The sequence below is a fragment of the Ignavibacteriales bacterium genome (assembly GCA_016700155.1).
Taxonomy (GTDB): Bacteria; Bacteroidota; Ignavibacteria; order Ignavibacteriales; family Ignavibacteriaceae.
Window position 1 is genome coordinate 2,198,186 of sequence record CP065001.1, and the last position, 20,825, is coordinate 2,219,010.

The 20,825-nt window shown below is 36.6% G+C and carries 19 protein-coding genes; 3 read left to right on the top strand and 16 right to left on the bottom strand.

Annotation, left to right across the window (positions count from 1 at the left end):
• The first annotated feature begins 93 nt into the window (after window positions 1-93).
• The 3 genes from IPM56_09255 to IPM56_09265 all read left to right on the top strand — a co-directional run bounded on the left by IPM56_09255 (window position 94) and on the right by IPM56_09265 (window position 3,907).
• Window positions 94-1,659 (top strand): sel1 repeat family protein, encoded by a 1,566-nt coding sequence (locus IPM56_09255; GenBank protein QQS38100.1) that lies wholly within the window; start codon window positions 94-96, stop codon window positions 1,657-1,659.
• Window positions 1,660-1,760: 101 nt separating this feature from the next.
• Window positions 1,761-2,909: an aminotransferase class I/II-fold pyridoxal phosphate-dependent enzyme gene (locus IPM56_09260; protein QQS38101.1), complete on the top strand. Its 1,149-nt coding sequence runs from the start codon at window positions 1,761-1,763 to the stop codon at window positions 2,907-2,909.
• 2 nt (window positions 2,910-2,911) lie between these two features.
• Entirely contained in the window at window positions 2,912-3,907 is a 996-nt protein-coding gene (locus IPM56_09265; GenBank protein ID QQS38102.1) for a cation transporter, read from the top strand.
• Here IPM56_09265 and IPM56_09270 read toward each other — a convergent pair.
• The 16 genes from IPM56_09270 to IPM56_09345 form a co-directional block, all read right to left on the bottom strand.
• On the bottom strand, window positions 3,895-5,124 hold the full coding sequence (locus tag IPM56_09270) for an MFS transporter (GenBank protein QQS38103.1): 1,230 nt from the start codon (window positions 5,122-5,124) through the stop codon (window positions 3,895-3,897). The genes IPM56_09265 and IPM56_09270 overlap by 13 nt on opposite strands.
• Before the next feature lie 4 nt (window positions 5,125-5,128).
• The gene (gene nusB / locus IPM56_09275; GenBank protein ID QQS38104.1) at window positions 5,129-5,611 is read right to left on the bottom strand and encodes a transcription antitermination factor NusB; all 483 of its coding nucleotides are present in this window, start codon (window positions 5,609-5,611) and stop codon (window positions 5,129-5,131) included.
• Window positions 5,612-5,661: 50 nt separating this feature from the next.
• Window positions 5,662-6,774, bottom strand: a complete 1,113-nt coding sequence (locus tag IPM56_09280; protein ID QQS38105.1) for a Glu/Leu/Phe/Val dehydrogenase — start codon at window positions 6,772-6,774, stop codon at window positions 5,662-5,664.
• 17 nt (window positions 6,775-6,791) lie between these two features.
• Window positions 6,792-7,808, bottom strand: coding sequence for a YdcF family protein (locus tag IPM56_09285; protein QQS38106.1), 1,017 nt, complete (start codon window positions 7,806-7,808; stop codon window positions 6,792-6,794).
• Between the two features lie 195 nt (window positions 7,809-8,003).
• On the bottom strand, window positions 8,004-8,660 hold the full coding sequence (locus IPM56_09290) for an energy transducer TonB (protein QQS38107.1): 657 nt from the start codon (window positions 8,658-8,660) through the stop codon (window positions 8,004-8,006).
• A 117-nt stretch (window positions 8,661-8,777) separates the two neighbouring features.
• Window positions 8,778-9,185 carry a VanZ family protein gene (locus IPM56_09295; protein QQS38108.1) on the bottom strand — a complete coding sequence of 136 codons (408 nt, stop codon included), beginning with the start codon at window positions 9,183-9,185 and terminating at the stop codon, window positions 8,778-8,780.
• Window positions 9,178-10,743: an NAD(P)H-hydrate dehydratase gene (locus tag IPM56_09300; protein ID QQS38109.1), complete on the bottom strand. Its 1,566-nt coding sequence runs from the start codon at window positions 10,741-10,743 to the stop codon at window positions 9,178-9,180. Before IPM56_09300 ends, IPM56_09295 begins: the two co-directional genes overlap by 8 nt.
• 46 nt (window positions 10,744-10,789) lie before the next feature.
• Complete coding sequence (locus IPM56_09305) at window positions 10,790-12,217, bottom strand: NADH-quinone oxidoreductase subunit N (GenBank protein QQS38110.1); 1,428 nt, start codon at window positions 12,215-12,217, stop codon at window positions 10,790-10,792.
• A 2-nt stretch (window positions 12,218-12,219) separates the two neighbouring features.
• Entirely contained in the window at window positions 12,220-12,585 is a 366-nt protein-coding gene (locus IPM56_09310; protein QQS38111.1) for a hypothetical protein, read from the bottom strand.
• A gap of 2 nt (window positions 12,586-12,587) precedes the next feature.
• Window positions 12,588-13,991 (bottom strand): sodium:proton antiporter, encoded by a 1,404-nt coding sequence (locus IPM56_09315; protein ID QQS38112.1) that lies wholly within the window; start codon window positions 13,989-13,991, stop codon window positions 12,588-12,590.
• Window positions 13,981-15,525, bottom strand: coding sequence for an NADH-quinone oxidoreductase subunit M (locus IPM56_09320; protein QQS38113.1), 1,545 nt, complete (start codon window positions 15,523-15,525; stop codon window positions 13,981-13,983). Before IPM56_09320 ends, IPM56_09315 begins: the two co-directional genes overlap by 11 nt.
• Before the next feature lies 1 nt (window position 15,526).
• Entirely contained in the window at window positions 15,527-17,464 is a 1,938-nt protein-coding gene (gene nuoL, locus IPM56_09325) for an NADH-quinone oxidoreductase subunit L (protein ID QQS38114.1), read from the bottom strand.
• Between the two features lie 28 nt (window positions 17,465-17,492).
• Window positions 17,493-17,798 carry an NADH-quinone oxidoreductase subunit NuoK gene (gene nuoK, locus IPM56_09330; protein QQS38115.1) on the bottom strand — a complete coding sequence of 102 codons (306 nt, stop codon included), beginning with the start codon at window positions 17,796-17,798 and terminating at the stop codon, window positions 17,493-17,495.
• A gap of 4 nt (window positions 17,799-17,802) precedes the next feature.
• Window positions 17,803-18,318, bottom strand: coding sequence for an NADH-quinone oxidoreductase subunit J (locus IPM56_09335; GenBank protein ID QQS38116.1), 516 nt, complete (start codon window positions 18,316-18,318; stop codon window positions 17,803-17,805).
• Window positions 18,319-18,366: 48 nt separating this feature from the next.
• Complete coding sequence (gene asnS, locus IPM56_09340; GenBank protein QQS38117.1) at window positions 18,367-19,662, bottom strand: asparagine--tRNA ligase; 1,296 nt, start codon at window positions 19,660-19,662, stop codon at window positions 18,367-18,369.
• A gap of 243 nt (window positions 19,663-19,905) precedes the next feature.
• The gene (locus tag IPM56_09345; protein ID QQS38118.1) at window positions 19,906-20,784 is read right to left on the bottom strand and encodes a cation transporter; all 879 of its coding nucleotides are present in this window, start codon (window positions 20,782-20,784) and stop codon (window positions 19,906-19,908) included.
• Between the last annotated feature and the right edge of the window lie 41 nt (window positions 20,785-20,825).

Genomic DNA, 20,825 nt, shown 5'->3' on the forward strand with positions numbered 1-20,825 from the left:
TAGTAATATTAAATAAGAAATTTATTTCATCTTGAAGTTCAGATGTAATATGATTATTTAGAGCACGAATTTGAAATATTTAAAAGATTTTTATTGATATACTCCGTTATTAAAAAAATTCTCCCTGTTCTGCTGATAGTTCAAGCCTGCAGCACAAATATCTTTTCACAGGATACAACAAAAAGTCTGGCTTTCAAAAACAATAAACCTGAAAGACGCACAACATTTTTTTATCAGCCGGACCTTGCGTACCAGATCTGGCAGCAATTCAATCTTATGCGTGAAGCAAATGCAGGTGATGCCCTTGCTCAACACGAACTTGGTATTAGATATTTACTCGGTGAAGGTTTTGATGCCGATACTGTACAGGGCGCCTACTGGGTAAAAAAAGCAGCGGATCAAAATCTTATGGCGGCAAAATTCAACTATGGTATTTTGCTCATCAATGGCTGGGGTGTTGAATGGAACCCGTTTGAGGCATACAAATGTTTTCTCGAAGCGGCAAACTCCGGAATGAACCAGGCACAGTATATATTAGGATTATTTTATGCGGATAATCTTGTTGTAAAGCGAAACTGGAACAAAGCATATTACTGGGTAAAGAAGGCAGCCGATGGCGGATTTGAAGAGGCTAAAAAAATAATTCCTGAGTTTGAAGAAAAGGTTCCATTAAAGATGACTGATACCAGCAGTATTTTTACTGAATCAGATACTCTGGAATTGAACGACTCACAGAAAAATAAATCACTGACTTCTTCAATCGGTCTTGTTTACATTGATTTTGACCTTCTTGCAGATTCAGTAAGAACCGTTATTGAAAAAGATCTTTTAACTGATCTGTTAAATACCGGTAATGACAGTCTTGCTGATACTCTTGGAATCAAAGACAAGGATGACTCAACCGCTGTTTATGATTCTTACCGCTTAGATGAATTAAATAGTTTTGCCAATACCGGAAGTCCTGAAGCTCTTACCCTGCTCGGCAGGTTTTATGAAACAGGTTTTATTTTCGAAAAGAATCTTATAACAGCTTCAATGTATTATTTGCGTGCAGTTAGAATGGATTCACCAAGAGCACCTTTCCTTTTATTTGAAATATTAAAAGACGAAAACTTCCATACAAATTTACAGCAAAGAGTTAAAGATGATGATGCAGATGCAATGTTCGTGTGGTATAGTTTAAGCATTCTTGGTTTTGACAACAGGATAGCTATAAAAGACGCAATGGACTTACTGATAAAAGCAGCATCTAAAAATCATCTTCCGTCAATAGTAGAACTTGGATTGAATTATTACATAGGAAAAAATCTTATTCAAAATCACAGTGAAGCTGTGAAGCTATGGCTGCAGGCTGCAAAACTTGGAAGCAAAGAAGCGGAAGTCAGAATTGAAACCGCAAAAATATTCGGATACATAGATTCGGAGAATATTTTATACTCGGTTAATCGTTTAAAAGAATTCTCTGAACAAGGCTCAGTGCTTGCACAGGTTACAATTGCGTATTGCTATGAACAGGGTATCGGTTTGAAAAAATCTGTTGCTGATGCAGTTAAGTATTACAGGTTTGCTGCTCAACGCGGAAGCAGGTATGCGTATAACGAATTAAAGCGATTGTATGATTCAATAAGACCTGCCGGGAGTGAGTATTCTATTAACTGATCTGGCAGGATTCAACCAAAATATTTCTTTCCAACCGGATTTTGCACTTACCTCCATTCCTCCATATTTTAAACACAAGTAATAATCTTTTAAAGGGAAATATGAACGACAAATTAATTTCAAAATTACCGTCAGCGGGTACAAGCATTTTTGCTGTTATGTCAAAAATGGCTGTCGATCATAAAGCAATTAATCTTTCGCAGGGTTTCCCTGATTTCAACTGTGCGGATAAACTCCTGGACCTTGTGAATCACTATCAGAGAAAAGGTTTCAACCAGTACGCACCAATGCCCGGCATCACCACACTAAGAGAAAATATTTCAGTAAAAACTCAAAAGTGCAACAAAGCATTTTATAATCCTGAAACTGAAATCACAATTACATCAGGTGCAACGGAAGCTTTATATGCGAGCATCACAGCTTTAATTCATCCCGGAGATGAGGTTATTATTTTCGAACCAGCATATGATTCATACCTTCCCGCTATACAATTGTCCGGTGGTGTACTTGTTCCGGTTCCGATGACTTTACCCGATTTCAAAATTGACTGGAGCGCGGTTGAGAATAAAATCAACAAGAAAACAAAAATGATAATCATCAACTCACCTCATAACCCAAGCGGAAGTGTAATTGATGAAGCCGATATAAAAAAACTTGAATCACTTAGTGAACACTTCAGTTTTTATATCCTGAGTGATGAGGTGTATGAGCATATAATATTTGACCGGACACCACATCTTTCTATAAGCACATCACCCCTTTTAAAAGAGCGCTCAATAATTGTTTCATCATTCGGAAAAACTTTTCACGTAACAGGATGGAAAGTAGGATATTTTGTCGCTCCGGAAATCATAACGAAGGAGATCAGAAAAATTCACCAGTTTGTTGTGTTCGCTGTTAACACGCCTATTCAGTATGCTTACGCTGACTATTTAAAAGATGAGAACACTTATTTTCATTTGAATGATTTTTATCAGAAGAAAAGAGATTTTTCAGTTGAACTTTTTCGTAAAACAAAATTTAAATTGACTCCGGCAAAAGGAACATATTTTCAATTACTTGATTATTCTGAACTATCCGATAAACCCGATATGGAATTTGCTGAGTATCTTGCAAAAGAAGTTGGAGTCGCCGTAATTCCTCTTTCACCTTTTTATTCGGGTAAATATGAAGGAAAACTAATCCGGATATGTTTTGCTAAAAGTGATGAAGTGATGACGGAAGCCGCGCACAGGTTAATGAACGCATAGAGATGGATAAAAATATAAATATAAAGAAACGAGCCGCGATACTTTCTCTAATTATTGGCTGCGGAATGTTTGCTGCAAAATTTATAGCGTATTTTGTCACAGGATCAGATGCGATTTTTTCAGATGCCGCTGAATCAGTAGTACATGTGCTTGCAACCGCTATGGCTTTGTACAGCATTATTCTAAGTTCCAAACCGGCTGATTCAACACATCTATATGGGCACGGAAACGTGGAATTCTTTTCTGCGGGCATTGAAGGCATGTTAATTTTCATTGCAGCTTTGTTCATCATTTACGAATCAACAATGAGTATTATAGAGGGACAGGAGCTTCAAAAACTCGATCTCGGAATTTTAATTGTGGGAAGTGCGGGTGTTATTAATTTAGCCCTCGGAAGTTATCTGGTTAGTACGGGTAAAAAAACAAATTCACTTACGCTCATTGCAGATGGCAAGCATGTATTAACAGATTCTTACACGAGCCTCGGTGTACTCGTGGGTATTTCGCTGGTGTTGTTCACCGGTTATAAAATTCTTGATCCCTTGTTTGCAATTGCTGTTGCAGTGAATATAATGTTTACTGGATATAAACTTGTCAGGACTTCAATCGGCGGTTTAATGAATGAGACTGATGAAGCGATGCTCAACAAGTTGATTAATGTTCTGCTTCAGCGGAAAAAAGATTATTGGATAGACATTCATGAATTTCGCTACTGGCGGTCAGGTGATAGTATGTTTGTTGATTTCCACCTGATACTTCCCTATTACTTTACTATTCAACAAACTCATGGTGAAGAAAAAGAATTAACAACTTTATTTGAAAATGAAATTCAGAACGTTCAGCTAAAAATTCATTTCGATTATTGTGTGCCTGAATTGTGTAAGTACTGCAGGTACTCTGAATGTAATGTCAGACAGCATGAATTTAGTGTGAACTTTGAATGGGATAGGCTTAAGCTTACGGGTAAACCTGTCTATAGTGTATATCAGTCAACCTGAATTTTAGAACTCGTTCCGGGATCTTCGACTTTCATGAGAATTAAAAATCCAACAATAAAAAAGAAAGCAATTGAAATTATTGCATATCGCTGACTACCCGATAAATAACTTACCAGCCCGAAAACCAAAGGACCAATTACCGCCGAACTTTTTCCAAAGAAAGAATAGAAACCGAAGAACTCCGTTTTTTTATCTGGTGGTGTCAGCCCTGACATAAGACTTCTGCTTGTTGATTGACTTGAACCCATCGCCGCACCCGCAATCAAACCGACAACGTAAAATCCTGATTTATCTGTAACAAAAAAAGCAAGTACAACAGTTACAAGCCACATAAATAAAGTGATCATAATTGTTTTTTTCTGCCCGATAGAATCTGCCAGAATTCCCAAAAGTATTGAGCCGACTATAGCTGTAGTTTGTACTGTAAGGAAAAAGATGAGAAGATCGGTATCTGTGAATCCTAAAGTTGTACTGGCGTAGTTCCCCGAAAAAAATATGATCGTGTTCACACCTTCTATGTAAAAAAAGTAAGCTAATAAAAACGTTGCGAGGTTTTTATATTTTTTTAGATGAGTCAGGGTTACCCACACTCTGCTGGTGCCGATTGAAATATATGATTCTCTGCGTTCGACTTGTTTTCTGCTGTCCTTTATATAAATGAATAACGGAAGTGCAAACAATAAAAAGAATGCAGCAGAAATAGGAAAAGTTTCTTTGATCATTTCACTTTGTATGAACGGATAAATGATCCCCAGTGTTGCAAGTGAACCCAGATATCCCATTCCGTAACCATACCCGCTTACACGTCCGTAATTTTTTGGTGAAGTGATTTCCGGAAGATAAGCATCGTAAAATACAAGCCCGGCTTCAAACCCTATATTTGCAAGTACAAATATTAATATACCTTCAAAAATATCTCCTGACCTGACAAAATATAACAGTGAAGTCGATACAATACACAACACTGTGAAGAATAGCAGGAATCTTTTTTTACCTGCTGAATAGTCCGCGATAGCTCCCAGAACCGGTGAAATTATTGCGGTAATTATCATCGCAATACTTGTTGCTATACTCCAGTAAAGATCGCCAACAGCCTCACCGCTGACAACAGTTTTTTTAAAATAAACCGCGTAAAGAAATGTAACGACAACAATAGAAAAAGATGTATTGGCAAAATCGAAAAGTGTCCAGATGAAAATCTTACTGCGGTTCTTCATCAGTTTATTTTTTCTGATGTGATTTTGAGATTGATTCCTCAAGCAATCCTCTGCCGGTTTTACTCAACTGATCTTTCTCTTTCAGATTTGACAGTATTGCATCAAGAATTCCGTTGACGAATTTGCCGCTGCCTGCGGTGCTAAATTCTTTTGCAATTTCAATAGCTTCGTTTATAGAAACTTTGGGAGGAATTTCAGGAAAATATAAAATTTCACAAATACCCATTCTCAGCAAAAGTTTATCTATCAATGCTATACGACTCATTTCCCAGTTATCAACTCTTTCACTTATTTTTTTATCGAGTTCTTTCCTGTGGACTACTACTTTATTGATAAGATCGTTTGCGAAGTCTCTGTCTGCCTGCGTTGTCAGATCAATCAGAATAGCATTACTTAACATTGAAAGAGAATCCTGGTTCATTTCAAAGGCATATAATACCTGTAAAACTCTTTCGCGTACCAACCGTCTTTTAAAAACCTGTGTCATAGAACTAACTACCTGAATCAATTAAAACAATATTTTTTTTAGAAACTTAATTACCTTTTAATAATTTCACCAAGTCTTCCGGAAAAAGTAGAGCGTCCGGTATAAATGTTACTTATCCTGCCCATGTTCTTTAGTCTTTCTTCAGCAATTTTATTTGATGCTTCATAAGTAGGAATTTTTTCAAGAGAAGATATCTCAAGTATCTTGGTGATAGTTTCATAAATTCTTTCAGCCTGCTTTAGTGCATGCTCCTGGTTATATCCCTCAAGTTCATTGGAAACATTTATAAGTCCGCCGGCATTAATAACATAATCGGGTGCGTACAAAATTCCTTTTTGTATAAGCTGCGGACCGTGTACATCTTCTTTTTCAAGCTGGTTGTTTGCACCACCTGCAATTATTTCAGCCTTAATTCTCTTTAAGGTATTATCATTAATTATTGCACCTAACGCATTGGGAGAAAATATATCAACATCAAGATCGTAGATATCATCCGGTTTAACTACTTCGGCTTTAACTGACTTAAGCACTTTTTTTATTTTTGAGTCATTAATATCGGTAAGATAAATAACTGCCCCTTCTTTAAACAAATGATCGCATAAAAACTGAGCAACTTGCCCGGCTCCCTGAACAGCAATTTTTTTACCTGTAAGAGAATCACTTCCCCATTTATGTTTTGCACAAGCTTTCATTCCCATGTACACACCAAAAGCTGTCACAGGTGAAGGATCTCCAGATCCTCCTAACGCGAGCGGAATACCGGTTACATACTTTGTTTCCATTCGCACGTATTCCATATCTTTAACAGAAGTGCCAACATCCTCGGCTGTGATGTATCTTCCGGCGAGTCCTTCTACAAACTTTCCAAATGTTCTGAACAGTACTTCATTTTTTTGTGTTGCCGAATCCCCGATGATAACGGCTTTACCGCCTCCTAGATTCAGTCCGCTGACGGAAGCCTTATAAGTCATACCTCTTGATAATCTCAGAACATCTTTCAAAGCTTCTTCATCATTTTTATAGTTCCACATTCTGGTACCGCCGAGTGCGGGACCAAGAGTTGTGTTATGAATAGCTATAATAGCTTTTAATCCCGCCGCTGTATTTGAGCAAAATACTACCTGTTCGTGATTATTTTCACTTATTACATCAAAGCTGAACATACATTCTCCTTAAGTTTTTATAGTGCGAAGAACCAAAAAACCAAAATAGCAATTGTTTCTTTTAATTTATGATAGAAAAGATCTTCAAATCCAATTTCTAAATCTGATGATGCAACTTCAACATTTAAATGATAAAAATTACAAATCTCTTTTACACGTTTTAAATGGTACGCATCCGAGACAATAATTATTATTCCGATATTTTCTTTCACCATCAAACTATTTTTGATATAAAAAATCTGTTCATTTGTTGATGTGGTTCTATCTTCAATCCAGACATCAGGATCACTTATATTTTTTGTGAGCAGATATTTATAAGCAACCTGCGCTTCGCTCATTTCACCCGGAGCATTGCTTCCTGTTAACTGAATTATATTTACAACACCTTCGTTATACAATTTGACAGCCTTATCCACGCGGGCTGCAAGGCTTGGGCTTGGTCTGTCTGTCCAAACTGCCGCACCGAGTACTACTGCAACATCTGAGCGGGTATTATTTTTCTTACCAAAATCATTACTCATTTTAGATGATTGCAGATAAAAAAAAGAAAATATAAAAAGTACTCCCACAATAATAATTGTATTAACAAATGCACGGATATAAATCAGGTCGTACCTGCCAAAAATACCAAGCCATAGTACCATTCCAAAATAAATCAGCACAACCTGGTATAAAGTGAATATAGCTCCTGTAAATAATTGTGCTGCTGGTCTTCGGAATGATGAAAGATTGTTACTGAAAAAGTTTACCTGAGTGCTTATTACCGCCAGTATAAGCAATAATGATAGAAGAATAATGAAAACTATTAAAACTCTATTTGTTAACCTGTTCGTCCTTTGGAAGTAACCGATAATGATTGCAGAAATAATCAGTACCGTAAAGAAGAGATTGAGAATATTACCTGTACTGGAAAGACTAAACTCACCAAGGTGCATATTCTGGTTTTTGTATTTGATGTAATAAAGAAAGATCAGTTGTAAGAGGAAAGCAAGTATAGTGACGGCAGAGAAAATTAATTTTTTATTCTTCATCATAAATTGAAGCTTCGTGAACTCTAATCATCACTGGTTGAAAGAACATAATTTACCAAGTTTATCTTTAACTGCTTTTTCGCGGCAGAAGTATCAACAACGTTTTTTACAAAAGAAACTTACTTAAAATCGGAACTCTGAGCAAATAACAATTTCCGGGTTTGCAAAAAAAAAGCGCCCTTAAGGCGCTTGAAACTTTTATTGAAGTTTAAATATTATAGGTATTGATACCTGAACTTTCACAGGTTTGCCGCGTTGTTTACCTGGTTTAAATTTGGTAAGCTTTACAGCGTTAAGAGCTTCTTCATCAAGTCCTGCACCTAAACCTTTAATGATCTCAGCTTTTGTTACGTCACCGTTTTCATCTACGAAAGCAAGCACATAAACTTTACCTTCAACACCGGCTCTCTTAGCAATTTCAGGATACTTTATTTTACTTTGGATTGCGGATATTCCGCCGATAGGTTCGGGCATTTCCTCAACCGCAACAAAGTATGTCGGCTCTTCTTCAACAATTTTCTTATCCTCTTTTGGAGGAGGTGGAGCCTGCATCTGTTCAGTGAGATCTATTTCAGTATCGCCAATTTCGATATCTTCCAATACATCATCACTCGGAGCTTCAATTGGTATTGGCGGCTTTGGTGGTGGTGGAGGTCTGTTCTCCTGTTTAGTATGTTGAATATCTTCCACGTTAAAAAGTTCCTGCGGTCCCTCGGAAACAACTTCCTTTTTTTCAAGATCCGGGAAGAACTTAAAGGCTACAATCAGAATTGCAAGTGATGCAATTAAACTGACTTCAAAAAACCTTTGATATTTAGATCTTAAATCCGCTTTGGGATTTTTTCTCAGTGCCATTTAAACTCGCCTCCTTACTAACATTTTGCGTTGTTAACTTAATAAAAGGAGTTACCTTTGTCAATTTAGTTTTCAAGTGTTTTTACTATTGGATTAAAAAAATGTTCCAAACGCCTGCTAAGCTTTTTCCAGTCTGTCCGGCAAAAAAATTCTGGTAAAAATAATTACCAGGATCAGACCAACCACAATTCCAAGAGTATCAGCCAGTATATCGATAAAATCACATTTTCTACCCGGGATCAGCAATTGATGAAGTTCATCTATTCCGGCATATATCATTCCTATCAAAAATGTGAAAATAGCCGGAGAAGTTTTTAACATTTCAACTTTATTTTGAAACATCAGCGTTAAGTAAAGCAGGATTCCCAATCCTGTATATGCAACAGTATGCATCAGTTTATCGCTCAAGCCAACCGATGGAACACTTTCAAGAGGCAATGAAGTTGAGATAAACAGGATGATCCAATAAACAATGAGAGGAAAATAAATTAATAACTTTTTGTTTTTGTCGAGGTATTTACGCAAAGGTATCTCTGATGAACCGGAAAGCGCCCGGTATATTATTTAATATGTCGGCAGCAGTGAATGAATAAACTGTGAAATCCTTCATCAAAAGATCAGCAGCCAGACTGTGAAGATATACACCGCTGATTACAGCGCTCTCGATTGATTTGGATTGAGCCAGCAATCCCCCTATAACTCCGCTCAGTACATCGCCGGTTCCGAATTTTGCCATCCCGGGATTTCCTGCTGTATTTATTAGCGCATCACCTGATGAATTAAAAATTATTGTAGGTGCACCTTTTAATACGAGACAAGTCTTGTTTTCTACAGCGAATTTCTTTCCATAACTAAAAATATCTTTTTTTATTTCAGTAATATCTTTACCAATCATCTGGGCAAATTCAGCGATGTGCGGAGTAAGAATGGAATTCTTCAGGTTAACTGATGAATACTTTTTATCACTCAAAGCAAAAACAGCATCCGCATCAATAACAACTTTAGCAGTCTTATTCGCTTTGAGAATTTCGATTATTGCTTCCTGCGTTTTCATTTGTCTGCCAAGTCCGGGACCAATTACAATTACATCTGCCCAGCTTAATTTTTCGTCAAAATCTTTTATCGAACTTTGGGTAAGGTATGAGGTTTCTTTCTTCCCGTAAGATCTAACAACAAGTTCAGTATTATTTTTATATATATAGTTTTTTGCATCAAACGGCACAGCTACAACTGATGCTCCTGCACCGGATTTCAACACAGCCATTGCGGTTAACGCTGCAGCGCCGGGCAGTTCTGTTGATCCGGCAATTGTCAGTACCTTACCTGCAGTATACTTATGAATGTTTTTCTCTTTAACGGGTAAATGTTTGAAAACATCTTCCGGTTCGATAAGATATTCTTCCGATTCAAATTTATCGAAATATGAAAATCCCAACCCTATGTAACCTTTAACTATATCACCACAATTGGCATAACCGTCATGAATAAATAAACCTTTTTTGAACTCACCAAGTGTGACAGTTAAATCAGCTTTAAATATTATTTCACCTGAACCAGTGTCACCATTCAATCCTGTGGGTATATCCACAGCCACTTTATATGCATCAATTTCATTAATATTTTTTATTATGGCATCGTAAGGTTCTTTAAGTGATCCTGAAACACCCGTACCGAGAACTGCATCTACTATTATGCTGCAGTCTTTCAAATGCTTTAATGAATTTATTTTTTGATAACTGATAATCCTGATTCTTTGATCTTTTACTGCCAATTGTTTTAGTATTCTAAAATTACTCAAACAATCCTTTGTCATTTCTGATTCATCACCAATTGATATGACTGTCACATCAAAACCAAAATTGTAGAAGTGCCTTGCCGCAGCGTAACCATCACCACCGTTATTTCCTTTTCCACATACAAACCCGATCTTTTGTGCAAGACCCAGATACAGAATTTTATCCCTGACAATTTCAAATATCTGGTAAGAGGCATTCTCCATTAATACCTGCCCATGTATGCCTAATTGCTCAATGGCATATCTGTCAGCCTCTCTAACCTGAAATGTGGAGAAAAGTGGAATCATAATGTAAACAGCAGATTACTCTGCCGGATTAATTACTCAAAATAAATCAGAAAAAATTTGAAATGAGATCTATAACTGAACCTGGCAAAATTCCAAGAGCGATTACTAACAGTGCTGAAATTACTACTGCGAGATGTCCGCTGAAACTTTTTTCTATTGATAAATTCGAACCGGTTGATTTGAAGTACATCAAAACAACAATGCGCAGATAAAAATAAACACTGATAGCGCTTGATATAACCCCAATAATAGCAAGCCATGTAAGATCAGCTTTTATTGCTGCAATGAAAACATAGTACTTTCCAAAAAAACCTGCGAACGGCGGAAGACCAGCCAGCGCAAACATAAACACTGCAAGCAGACCTGCCAGTATGGGATTCCTGGATCCTAATCCTGAGTATGTATCAATTGTTAGATTGGATTCATCCTTACCTTCTATCATAGATACTATACCAAGCGCACCGAGATTCATAAAAGTATATGCGGTAAGATAAAAAATTATTCCTGCTGCACCTTCCGGATTTCCAGCTGCTAAACCGATTGCCATATAACCTGCGTGAGAGATTGATGAATAGGCAATCATTCGTTTAAAATCAGTCTGTGCAATTGCAACTATACTTCCGAATAACATTGAGAGTACGGCAATTACAGCTAAGTAAGGTTCAAAAATATTTTTAACTGCATCAGAATAAATAGCACCAAAGGTCGCTATGATTGCACTGAATGCAGCAGCTTTTCCGGCTGTTGAAAATAGCGCTGTAACATTTGTCGGTGAACCCTGGTAAACATCCGGAACCCACATATGGAACGGGAATGCGGCTATCTTAAAAGAAAACCCGATGAGGAATAATAACATTCCCACAACAAATATTACATTGCCTGTTAACAGGTTAAACTGTGATGTGATAGCATCAATCGAAGTTGTATGAACAGAGCCGTAAATAAGTGTAATACCGTAAACAATAAAACCTGTGGCAAAAGATCCTAACAGAAAATATTTGAGAGATGCTTCGTTTGCATTTTGCTTTTTTCTGTTTAAACCTGCAAGCACATAAAAACATATCGACATCAATTCGAGACCCATAAAAATCATAAACAGATCTTTAGCTCCTACCATGAGCATCATACCAAGTACTGAACTTTGCATCAGGATATAAAATTCGCCGTAGTATGTGCCGTATTTTTTCAGGTAATCGATTGAAAGCAGTGAAACAATTGCAGCACCAAAATTAAATACAAAGTAAAACAGGTTTACATTCCCACCGGTTGCAAGCATACCGTTAAACAGGACTGACACAGATTCAATTGTCAGCAGAGAATAAACTCCTGCAGCCAGAAAATTAATTATTGAAATCCACGGCAGAACCTCTTCGCTCCTTTTGTAGTACATTTCGATAAGTAGTGAAATAACAATTCCTGCACCGATTAGGATGACCGGGAATACATTGGATAATTCTTGTAAAGAGTTGATCATAATTATTCTATAAATAAAATATCATCGTCGATTTCTTCGATTTCGACTAAATGTTTTTCTTTTAAATGTAAACTTATTTTTCTGTGATTAGCAAAATCAAAAACATCCTTCCCTTTTTCCACAACCACAAGTTTTATTGATTCGTACTCTGTTATTGATTCTGAAAGTTCAGGATAGTCAAGAAAATATATGTCTGTAAAATCCTGCGATTCATTTATCGAAGCACCGGTCGATGCAGGACCGAAATCAGTTATTATTTCTTTATCAACAACTGCTTTTAATATGTAGGCAGAGAAAGGCAGTATAATTCTGTTTCCGTAATGAAGCGCGTTGATCTTGTTCTTTAATACTTCATCAAGTGATTTCATTCTTACACCTTACCATTTATGAAGATGTACCATACAATTGCAAAAACTGGTAATAATATGGGTACAGAATATTTAATAATATATCCGAAGAAACTCGGCATCTTAATTCCGGCTCTTTCGCAAATGGATTTTACCATAAAGTTCGGACCATTACCGATGTATGACATAGCACCAAAAAATACTGCCGCAACCGATATTGCTACCAGGTAAATTGCATGATCAACTTCAAACTGAAGCACCTGCATTTTATCGTTCACATCAAGATTAAATTTACCCATGGCTGCACTTAAAAAGTTTAAATATGTCGGAGCGTTATCAAGCAGTCCTGATAAAACACCGGTTGCCCAATAAAAAATTCCGGGAGTTAGCTGTGTACCATAAACATTAGCTTCGTGCGCAATAAGCTGCAGTGCGGGGATCATCGTTGCAAAAATTCCTATAAAAAGGTATGCTACTTCTTTTATCGGTTCGAAATCAAATTCGTTCGCTTTTAGTACTTCCTTGTCAGCAGTTTTAAATGAGATAAAAACTATACTGAACATTATTATTTCTCTTATCCCAAATGGTAATGGAGCGAGAGAAGGAACCCACGAAATAATTCCCGGATCAATAAAAACTGATATGATTATTAATAACAGGTAAGCAATATTTTTTAATCCTTTAAATTCAATCTTCCCGGTATAAGTTGATGATTCTTCAGTTGATTGTTTGTTCATCATATCAATCACATAAAAAATCATAAGGATAAGAATTACAGTCGGCAGCCAAATAAACCAGATATGTTCAACTACCCAGAAGAAACCAACGCCGCGTAAAAATCCAAGAAATAAAGGCGGATCACCGATTGGCGTAAGAGCGCCGCCAATGTTTGATACAATAAAAATAAAAAAGATAATGTGATATGGTTTTATTCTATCCTTATTCAGTTTGATAAATGGTCGTATCAATAACATCGATGCACCGGTTGTTCCGATAAAGTTTGAAAGGACAGCACCGAACAAAAGAATTATAACATTAACTAAAGGTGTTCCTTTTCTGTCAACTTTTATAAGTATTCCGCCGGAAGCTACGAACAGCGAACTTAGTAAAGCAATGAATGATAAATACTCAGCGAGTGTGTGAACAAGGCTGTGTGTGTCTTTCAAAAAAAACAGGTAGTAAACAACAGTTATAAGTCCCAAAAAGATTGCGACTTTGGGATAATGATGCTCCCAAAAGTGTTTATAAAAAAGCGGACCGGTTGCAATCATCAACAGTAGAATTACAAATGGCAAAACCATTATTGTATCAGGAAGCTGATGAACAACTTCATTTGTTTCAGAAGTTGTTTTGGCAAATCCACTCCCGAAAAATAAAAACAGGAATGCAAATATTCTGAATAAAAATGTTAGCTTGTTATTTAGCATTATCAATAACCTGTTTTAAATTCAGCTTTGCAGGAGTATTAACCTGTTTAATGATGTTGGCTGTTGTTTTATCTGAAATATTAAGGAAGGTTGATGGATAAATTCCTATCCATACTATAAAAATAAATATCGGAACAAGAACAAATATTTCCCTGCTGTTCATATCCTTTAATGAATTGAGTTTTTCATGTCTTACTTCACCGAATACAACACGTTGATACATCCACAATAAATAAACAGCGGCGAAGATAACACCAGAAGCAGCAAATACTGTGAACCACCAGCTATTCAATACGGGCGATTTAAATGAACCTAACAAAATTAAAAACTCACCGACAAATCCATTCAATCCCGGCAAACCAACTGATGATAACGATGCAAACAAAAGTGCGAATGAATAAACGGGAACTATTTTCGCAATACCGCCGTAGTCAGAAATTTCTCTTGAGTGTGTTCGTTCATAAATAACTCCGACCAAAAGGAAGAGCGCGCCTGTTGATAATCCATGATTGATCATTTGAATTATCGCGCCTTGAATCGATTCCTGTGTAACTGCAAAAATTCCTAACACAACAAATCCAAGGTGAGCCACAGAAGAATATGCGACTAATTTTTTCATATCCTTTTGTACCATTGCGACTAATGCGCCATAAATAATTCCAATCACTGCAAGAACTGAAATTACAGGAGCGTAATGAACTGCTGCTTGCGGAAATAATGGAAGACAAAATCTTAGTAAACCATAAGTTCCCATTTTAAGTAACACCCCTGCAAGAATAACGCTGCCTGCTGTTGGTGCTTGAACGTGTGCATCCGGTAACCAGGTGTGTAATGGAAACAGCGGAACTTTAATCGCAAAGCTGAATGCAAATGCAAGGAACATGTAATTTTGAATTTCTCTCTGTACAGTTGGTCCTACGCTATATAACTCAAGCAAGTTTGTTGAAAAATGTCCGAGCGGAGTCGATGCATAAACTGCCAGCCATATAATAGCGACAAGCATCAGCAAGCTGCCGAACATTGTATAAATAAAAAACTTAATTGAAGCATAGATACGTTGTTCCCCGCCCCATATTCCTATAATGAAATACATCGGGATAAGCATTGCTTCCCAGAAAATGTAAAAGAGAAATAAGTCGAGTGAAAGAAAAACTCCAAGCATACCTACTTCAAGCATTAGCATAAAGAATGTAAATTCTTTTACTTTTTTATTTATACTTGACCAGCTTGAAATAAGTGTAAGCGGTGTAATGAAAGTTGTCAGTAAAACTAAGAGGAGTGACATTCCATCAATACCAACATGGTAACTGATGTTAAGATTTTTTATCCAGTCAAATTTTTCAATGAATTGAAACTCGGATAAGTTTTGATCGAATCCTGCAAAAACAATCAGCGAAACAACAAATACAAGTAGTGAAACAATAAGTCCAAAATATTTAATGGCTTTGTCGTTTCCTTGTTTAAAGAATAAAAGAAATACTCCGCCAATAAGCGGAATAAGAATAAGTAAACTCAGCAGGTAATTATTTTCCATTTTATAAACTTGTAATAATCCAGAATAATGATAACACAATGCCAAGTATCATAATCAGGGCATAAAATTGTGCAACACCGGTTTGTAATTTTCTAATCTGACCTGAAATTTTATCAATAAGTTTTGCTGAACCGTTTATGGTTCCATCAATTATTTTTGCGTCATTAATTTTCCATAAGAATTTATCCGACACTTTAACAATCGGGTTTACAATTACATTGTCATAAGTTCCATCGACAAAATATTTGTTCCATAGAAGGTTGTATGCTTTCTTAAATCTTGTAGATACTGACACAGCAATTGATGGTTTCTTTAAATAGATATAACGCGCACCTAAAATTCCTGTTGCAGCAACCGCTACAGAAATAACCATTAATAATATTTCCTGGAAATGTGTGTGTGATCCGTAAAAAGATAATTTCAATTCAGCAGGTGCGAATACGGGAGCTAACCAGCTATGAAATAAATTTCCATGTTCACCGGAAAAAACTTCAGGAATGCCGATGAATCCACCAATAACTGACAACACTGCAAGTATAATTAATGGAACAGTCATAACTGCAGGTGATTCGTGCGGATGTTTGTTATGTCCGAATCTTTCTTTTCCTTCAAATGTAAGGAAGTATAATCTGAACATATAAAATGCTGTTAACAATGCTGTCACCGCTCCGATCAACCAGACTAAAAATCCGCCGTTTGCAAATGAGAACCAGAGTATTTCATCTTTACTAAAAAATCCTGACAGCGGAGGAATACCTGATATTGCTAATGCCGCAATGAAAAATGTGAGATATGTTCTCGGCATATATTTTTTTAATCCGCCGTAGTTTTGAATATCCTGTTCTTCGTGCATTGCGTGTATAACTGAGCCTGCGCCAAGAAATAAAAGTGCTTTGAAGAAAGCGTGAGTCATAACGTGAAAAATTCCTGCATCAAATGCACCTACACCAAGTGCAAGGAACATATACCCCAACTGACTTACAGTTGAATACGCTAAAACTTTTTTAATGTCATTTTGAACAAGTCCGATAGTTGCGGCAAAGATTGCGGTTAGTGCACCGATAACAGCAATGACAGTTAATATCGCCGGAGCAGAAGCAAAGATGATCGAACATCTCGCTACCATATACACTCCTGCAGTAACCATTGTTGCAGCATGTATCAATGCCGAAACAGGAGTCGGACCAGCCATTGCATCCGGTAACCAAACAAATAATGGTATTTGAGCGGACTTACCTGTTGCACCTATGAAAAGGAACAATGCGATGAATCCGAATACTGATTCTTTAACTGAGAATGTTGCAGCCCTTGAAAAGACTTCATCAAAATTTAAACTGCCAAATGTCATATAGATCAAAAACATTCCGAGTAAAAATCCGAAGTCCCCTATCCTGTTTACGACAAAAGCTTTTTTAGCCGCATCACCGGTTGTACCTTTTTCAAATTTCCTGTCGTACCAAAAACCGATTAACAGGTATGAACAAAGTCCAACACCTTCCCAGCCGAGAAATAGTAAAACAAAGTTATCGCCGAGAATAAGGTTCATCATTGCAAAGATGAACAGGTTCAGGTAAGCAAAAAATCTCCAGAAACTTTTATCACCATGCATATATCCTATTGAATAAACATGAATGATAAATCCAACACCAGTAACGATCAAAGCCATTACAAGAGAAAGTTGATCAACCTGGTATGAGAATCCAACATTCAATCCACCGACATTCATCCATTCAAAAAGAGTGACGATATTTTTTCTTTGATCAACGGGTAATGCAAGTGTTTCAAAAAATGCAAAAACGGTTACAAGGAAAGATAACCCTATTACGCCGCTGCCGATAGCACCGATTAACTTCTCGTTTTTAATTTTTCTTCCGAAGATTCCATTAATCAAAAAACCGATTAATGGTAGAAGAACTGTGAGATAAATTAGTTGAATCATAAAAATTTATTTTCTTAAAGAAATCTTTTTACCATTTAAGAATATTTACTTCATCGATATTCACCGTAAGCTTGTTACGGAATATGGCGATGATGATTGCCAGACCTACAGCAGCTTCAGCGGCAGCTACAGTCATTACGAAGAATACGAATACCTGTCCTATCGAATTTCCCAGATATGAAGAGAACGTTATCAATGTAAGGTTTGCAGAATTAAGCATAAGTTCGATACTCATAAAAACTATGATAGCATTTCGTCTTGTTAGTACGCCTGCAACTCCGCAGACAAACATAAATGCACTTAATATTAGGTAGTATTCTATTGGTACAGACATATTGTTATTCAAATTTCTTTTTAGCTAAAACGAGTGCGCCGATTGCAGCGGCGAGTAATAAAAATCCTGCAGCCTCAAACGGAAGAACATAATTAGTAAACATTTCCAGACCAATCTGTTCAACAGTTCCTGCATTAATACTCATTTGTTCATTTGGTGATAAACCTGTTGATGGTTTTGAAAAGAAAATCATGTAAGCAAGCTGAACGAACACAACTCCGGCAATTATATATGAAAAAATTTTTATCGCAGGATTTGAAGCCATAAAGTTTTTTTCGTGTTCCGGTCTCAGCAGCATCAGAACAAATAAAAATAAAACCATAATTGCGCCGGCATAAACAATCACCTGCACAACCGCCATAAATTGTGCGTTTAGCAAAAGATACAAACCTGCAAGAGATGCAAAGTTCAAAATCAAAAACAATGCTGCGATTACAGGATTATTTCGTGTTATCATCAATACCGCGGTTACTGCTGCGATGCTTGAAAAAAGTATAAAAAGTATAAATTCTAAATTCATTTAAATGTCATTCTTAATTGTACTTTATACATTGTACATTTTACATTATTAAGGAGTGTTACGATAAATCAATCTTGGAAAAGGGATCGCTTCACGCAGATGATCAAGTCCGCAAATCCAGCTTACAGTTCTTTCAAGTCCAAGTCCAAACCCTGCATGAGGGACAGAGCCGAACCTTCTCAGATCAAGATACCATTCAAATGCCTGTTGTGGAAGATTGTGTTCTTTTATTCTTTCAAGGAGTAAATCAAGATTATCTTCACGCTGACTTCCGCCAATTATTTCACCGTAACCTTCAGATGCGAGCACATCAACGGCAAGGGCAAACTGTGGTTTTTCAGGATCACGTTTCATGTAGAATGCTTTTACTGCTGCCGGATAACGATGAACCATTACAGGTCTATCATACTGATTTGAAATAACTGTTTCATCTGTTGCGCCAAGATCATTTCCATATTCAAAAGGAATATCATTCTTCTTCAATATCTCAACTGCTTCATCATAAGATATTCTGGGGAATGGTCTTTTAACATTCTGCAGTTTTGTGATGTCTCTTTCTAAAACTTTTAACTCTTCCGATTTCTCCGTCAGAATTGTCTGAACTATATACTCAAGAAATTCTTCTGCGAGATCCATATTATCATTGAGATCATTGAAAGCTACTTCAGGTTCAACCATCCAGAACTCGGTTAAGTGTCTTCGTGTTTTTGATTTTTCTGCTCTGAATGTTGGACCAAATGTGTATACTTTACCAAGCGCCATTGCACCTGCCTCAGCATATAACTGACCTGATTGTGTTAAATATGCTTTACCTAAATCAAAATAAGGAGTCTCAAATAGAGTAGATGTTCCTTCGACCGCGTTTGGAGTAAGGATCGGAGGATCCATTAATGTGAATCCACGGTTATCAAAAAAATCTCTTATCGCTTTTATAATTCTGTGTCGAATGTGGAGTATTGCAACCTGTTTACTTGAGCGAAGCCATAAGTGGCGGTTATCCATCAAAAACTCTATTCCATGATCTTTAGGTGTAATCGGATATTCGTGTGCTTCACCTATTACTGTTAATCCAGTTGCATCCATTTCGTAACCACCTGGAGCGCGGGGTTCTTCTTTTATTTTTCCGGTAACTTCGATTGAAGTTTCCTGACCGATACGACCCGCGGTTGTAAAAACTTCTTCACTTACATTTCCTTTAAAGTAAATGCACTGAAGATAACCTGTTCCATCCCGTAAGATTAAAAAATGAAGTTTACCGCTTGATCTTTTGTTGTATAACCAGCCTTTGAGGGTTATTTCCTGTCCGACATACTTTGATAAATCTTTTATTGAAATGTTCTGCATTACTCGCTATTTTTTTTGAATTTTGATTGGCAAATATAAAGAGAGGAGTGTATAAATACAAAAGAAACTGACTTACTTAATGATTACCGATCTTCATATTAAATCAACAATATTAATAGCGCGACTTTAATCTCTTTTCTCTATTGATGATTAATTCAACTGTTTATTCCTGACATTATTTTTGTAATTCTGATCCTTGCACAGAATATCAACCTGTACGATTTTTTTAATGTCAAAAATTATTTAAAGATTTGCACTACCTGGTTCGATATGCACCATCACATTAGAAATGGATAGATTTGATGTGCAGAGCTTATCTTTTAACCTATGCCCTATTTCATGACCTTCATATACAGATAAATTACCGTTAACAATTACGTGAATATCAACAATATAGTTAAGTCCGCTTTTTCTGATAAAACACTTTTCAATGTCAAGCACTCCTTCAGTGGATTTAGAAATATTTCTTATCCTGTTTTCAAATTCTGTTGAAGCAGCAGTGTCCATAATATCGTGCATTGCAGTTTTAAATAGTCTTACACCGTTAAAACCTATAATGCATGATGCGAGAAGTGCAGCAAAATCATCCGCACTCTCGTAACCTTCTCCGCCCAGTAAAGCAATCAGAATGCCTACAAACGCAGCAGCAGATGTTATTGCGTCAGACCTATGATGCCAGGCATCAACCTTCATTGATGTGCTGTTTATTTCTTTACTTACATCAAGTACAAATCTGAATAACAATTCTTTGGTAACAATAACACCAACTAGAATAAATAATGTAAAAGAAGCCGGTGCGTGATGTGGTGTTATAATTTCCCTGACGCTCTGGATACAAATAATCAACGCTGCCATTAATAAAGCCATTGAAACAACAATAGCTGAGAGTGATTCAGCTTTACCATGTCCATAAGGATGATTATCATCGGCGGGTTTAGATGCAATTTTTAATCCGCCCCACACGACTAATGAACTGAATATATCCGTCGTGGATTCAATACCATCCGCAATAAGTGCATACGAGTTCCCGATTATCCCCGAAATAATTTTTATTGCTGCGAGCAGCATATTAATTATTATACCGACGAGGACTGTTCTTAATCCTTTAAGAAACCTTTGCATTTAAATATCCTGAATGAATTTCAGTTCGTGGAATAATTCGG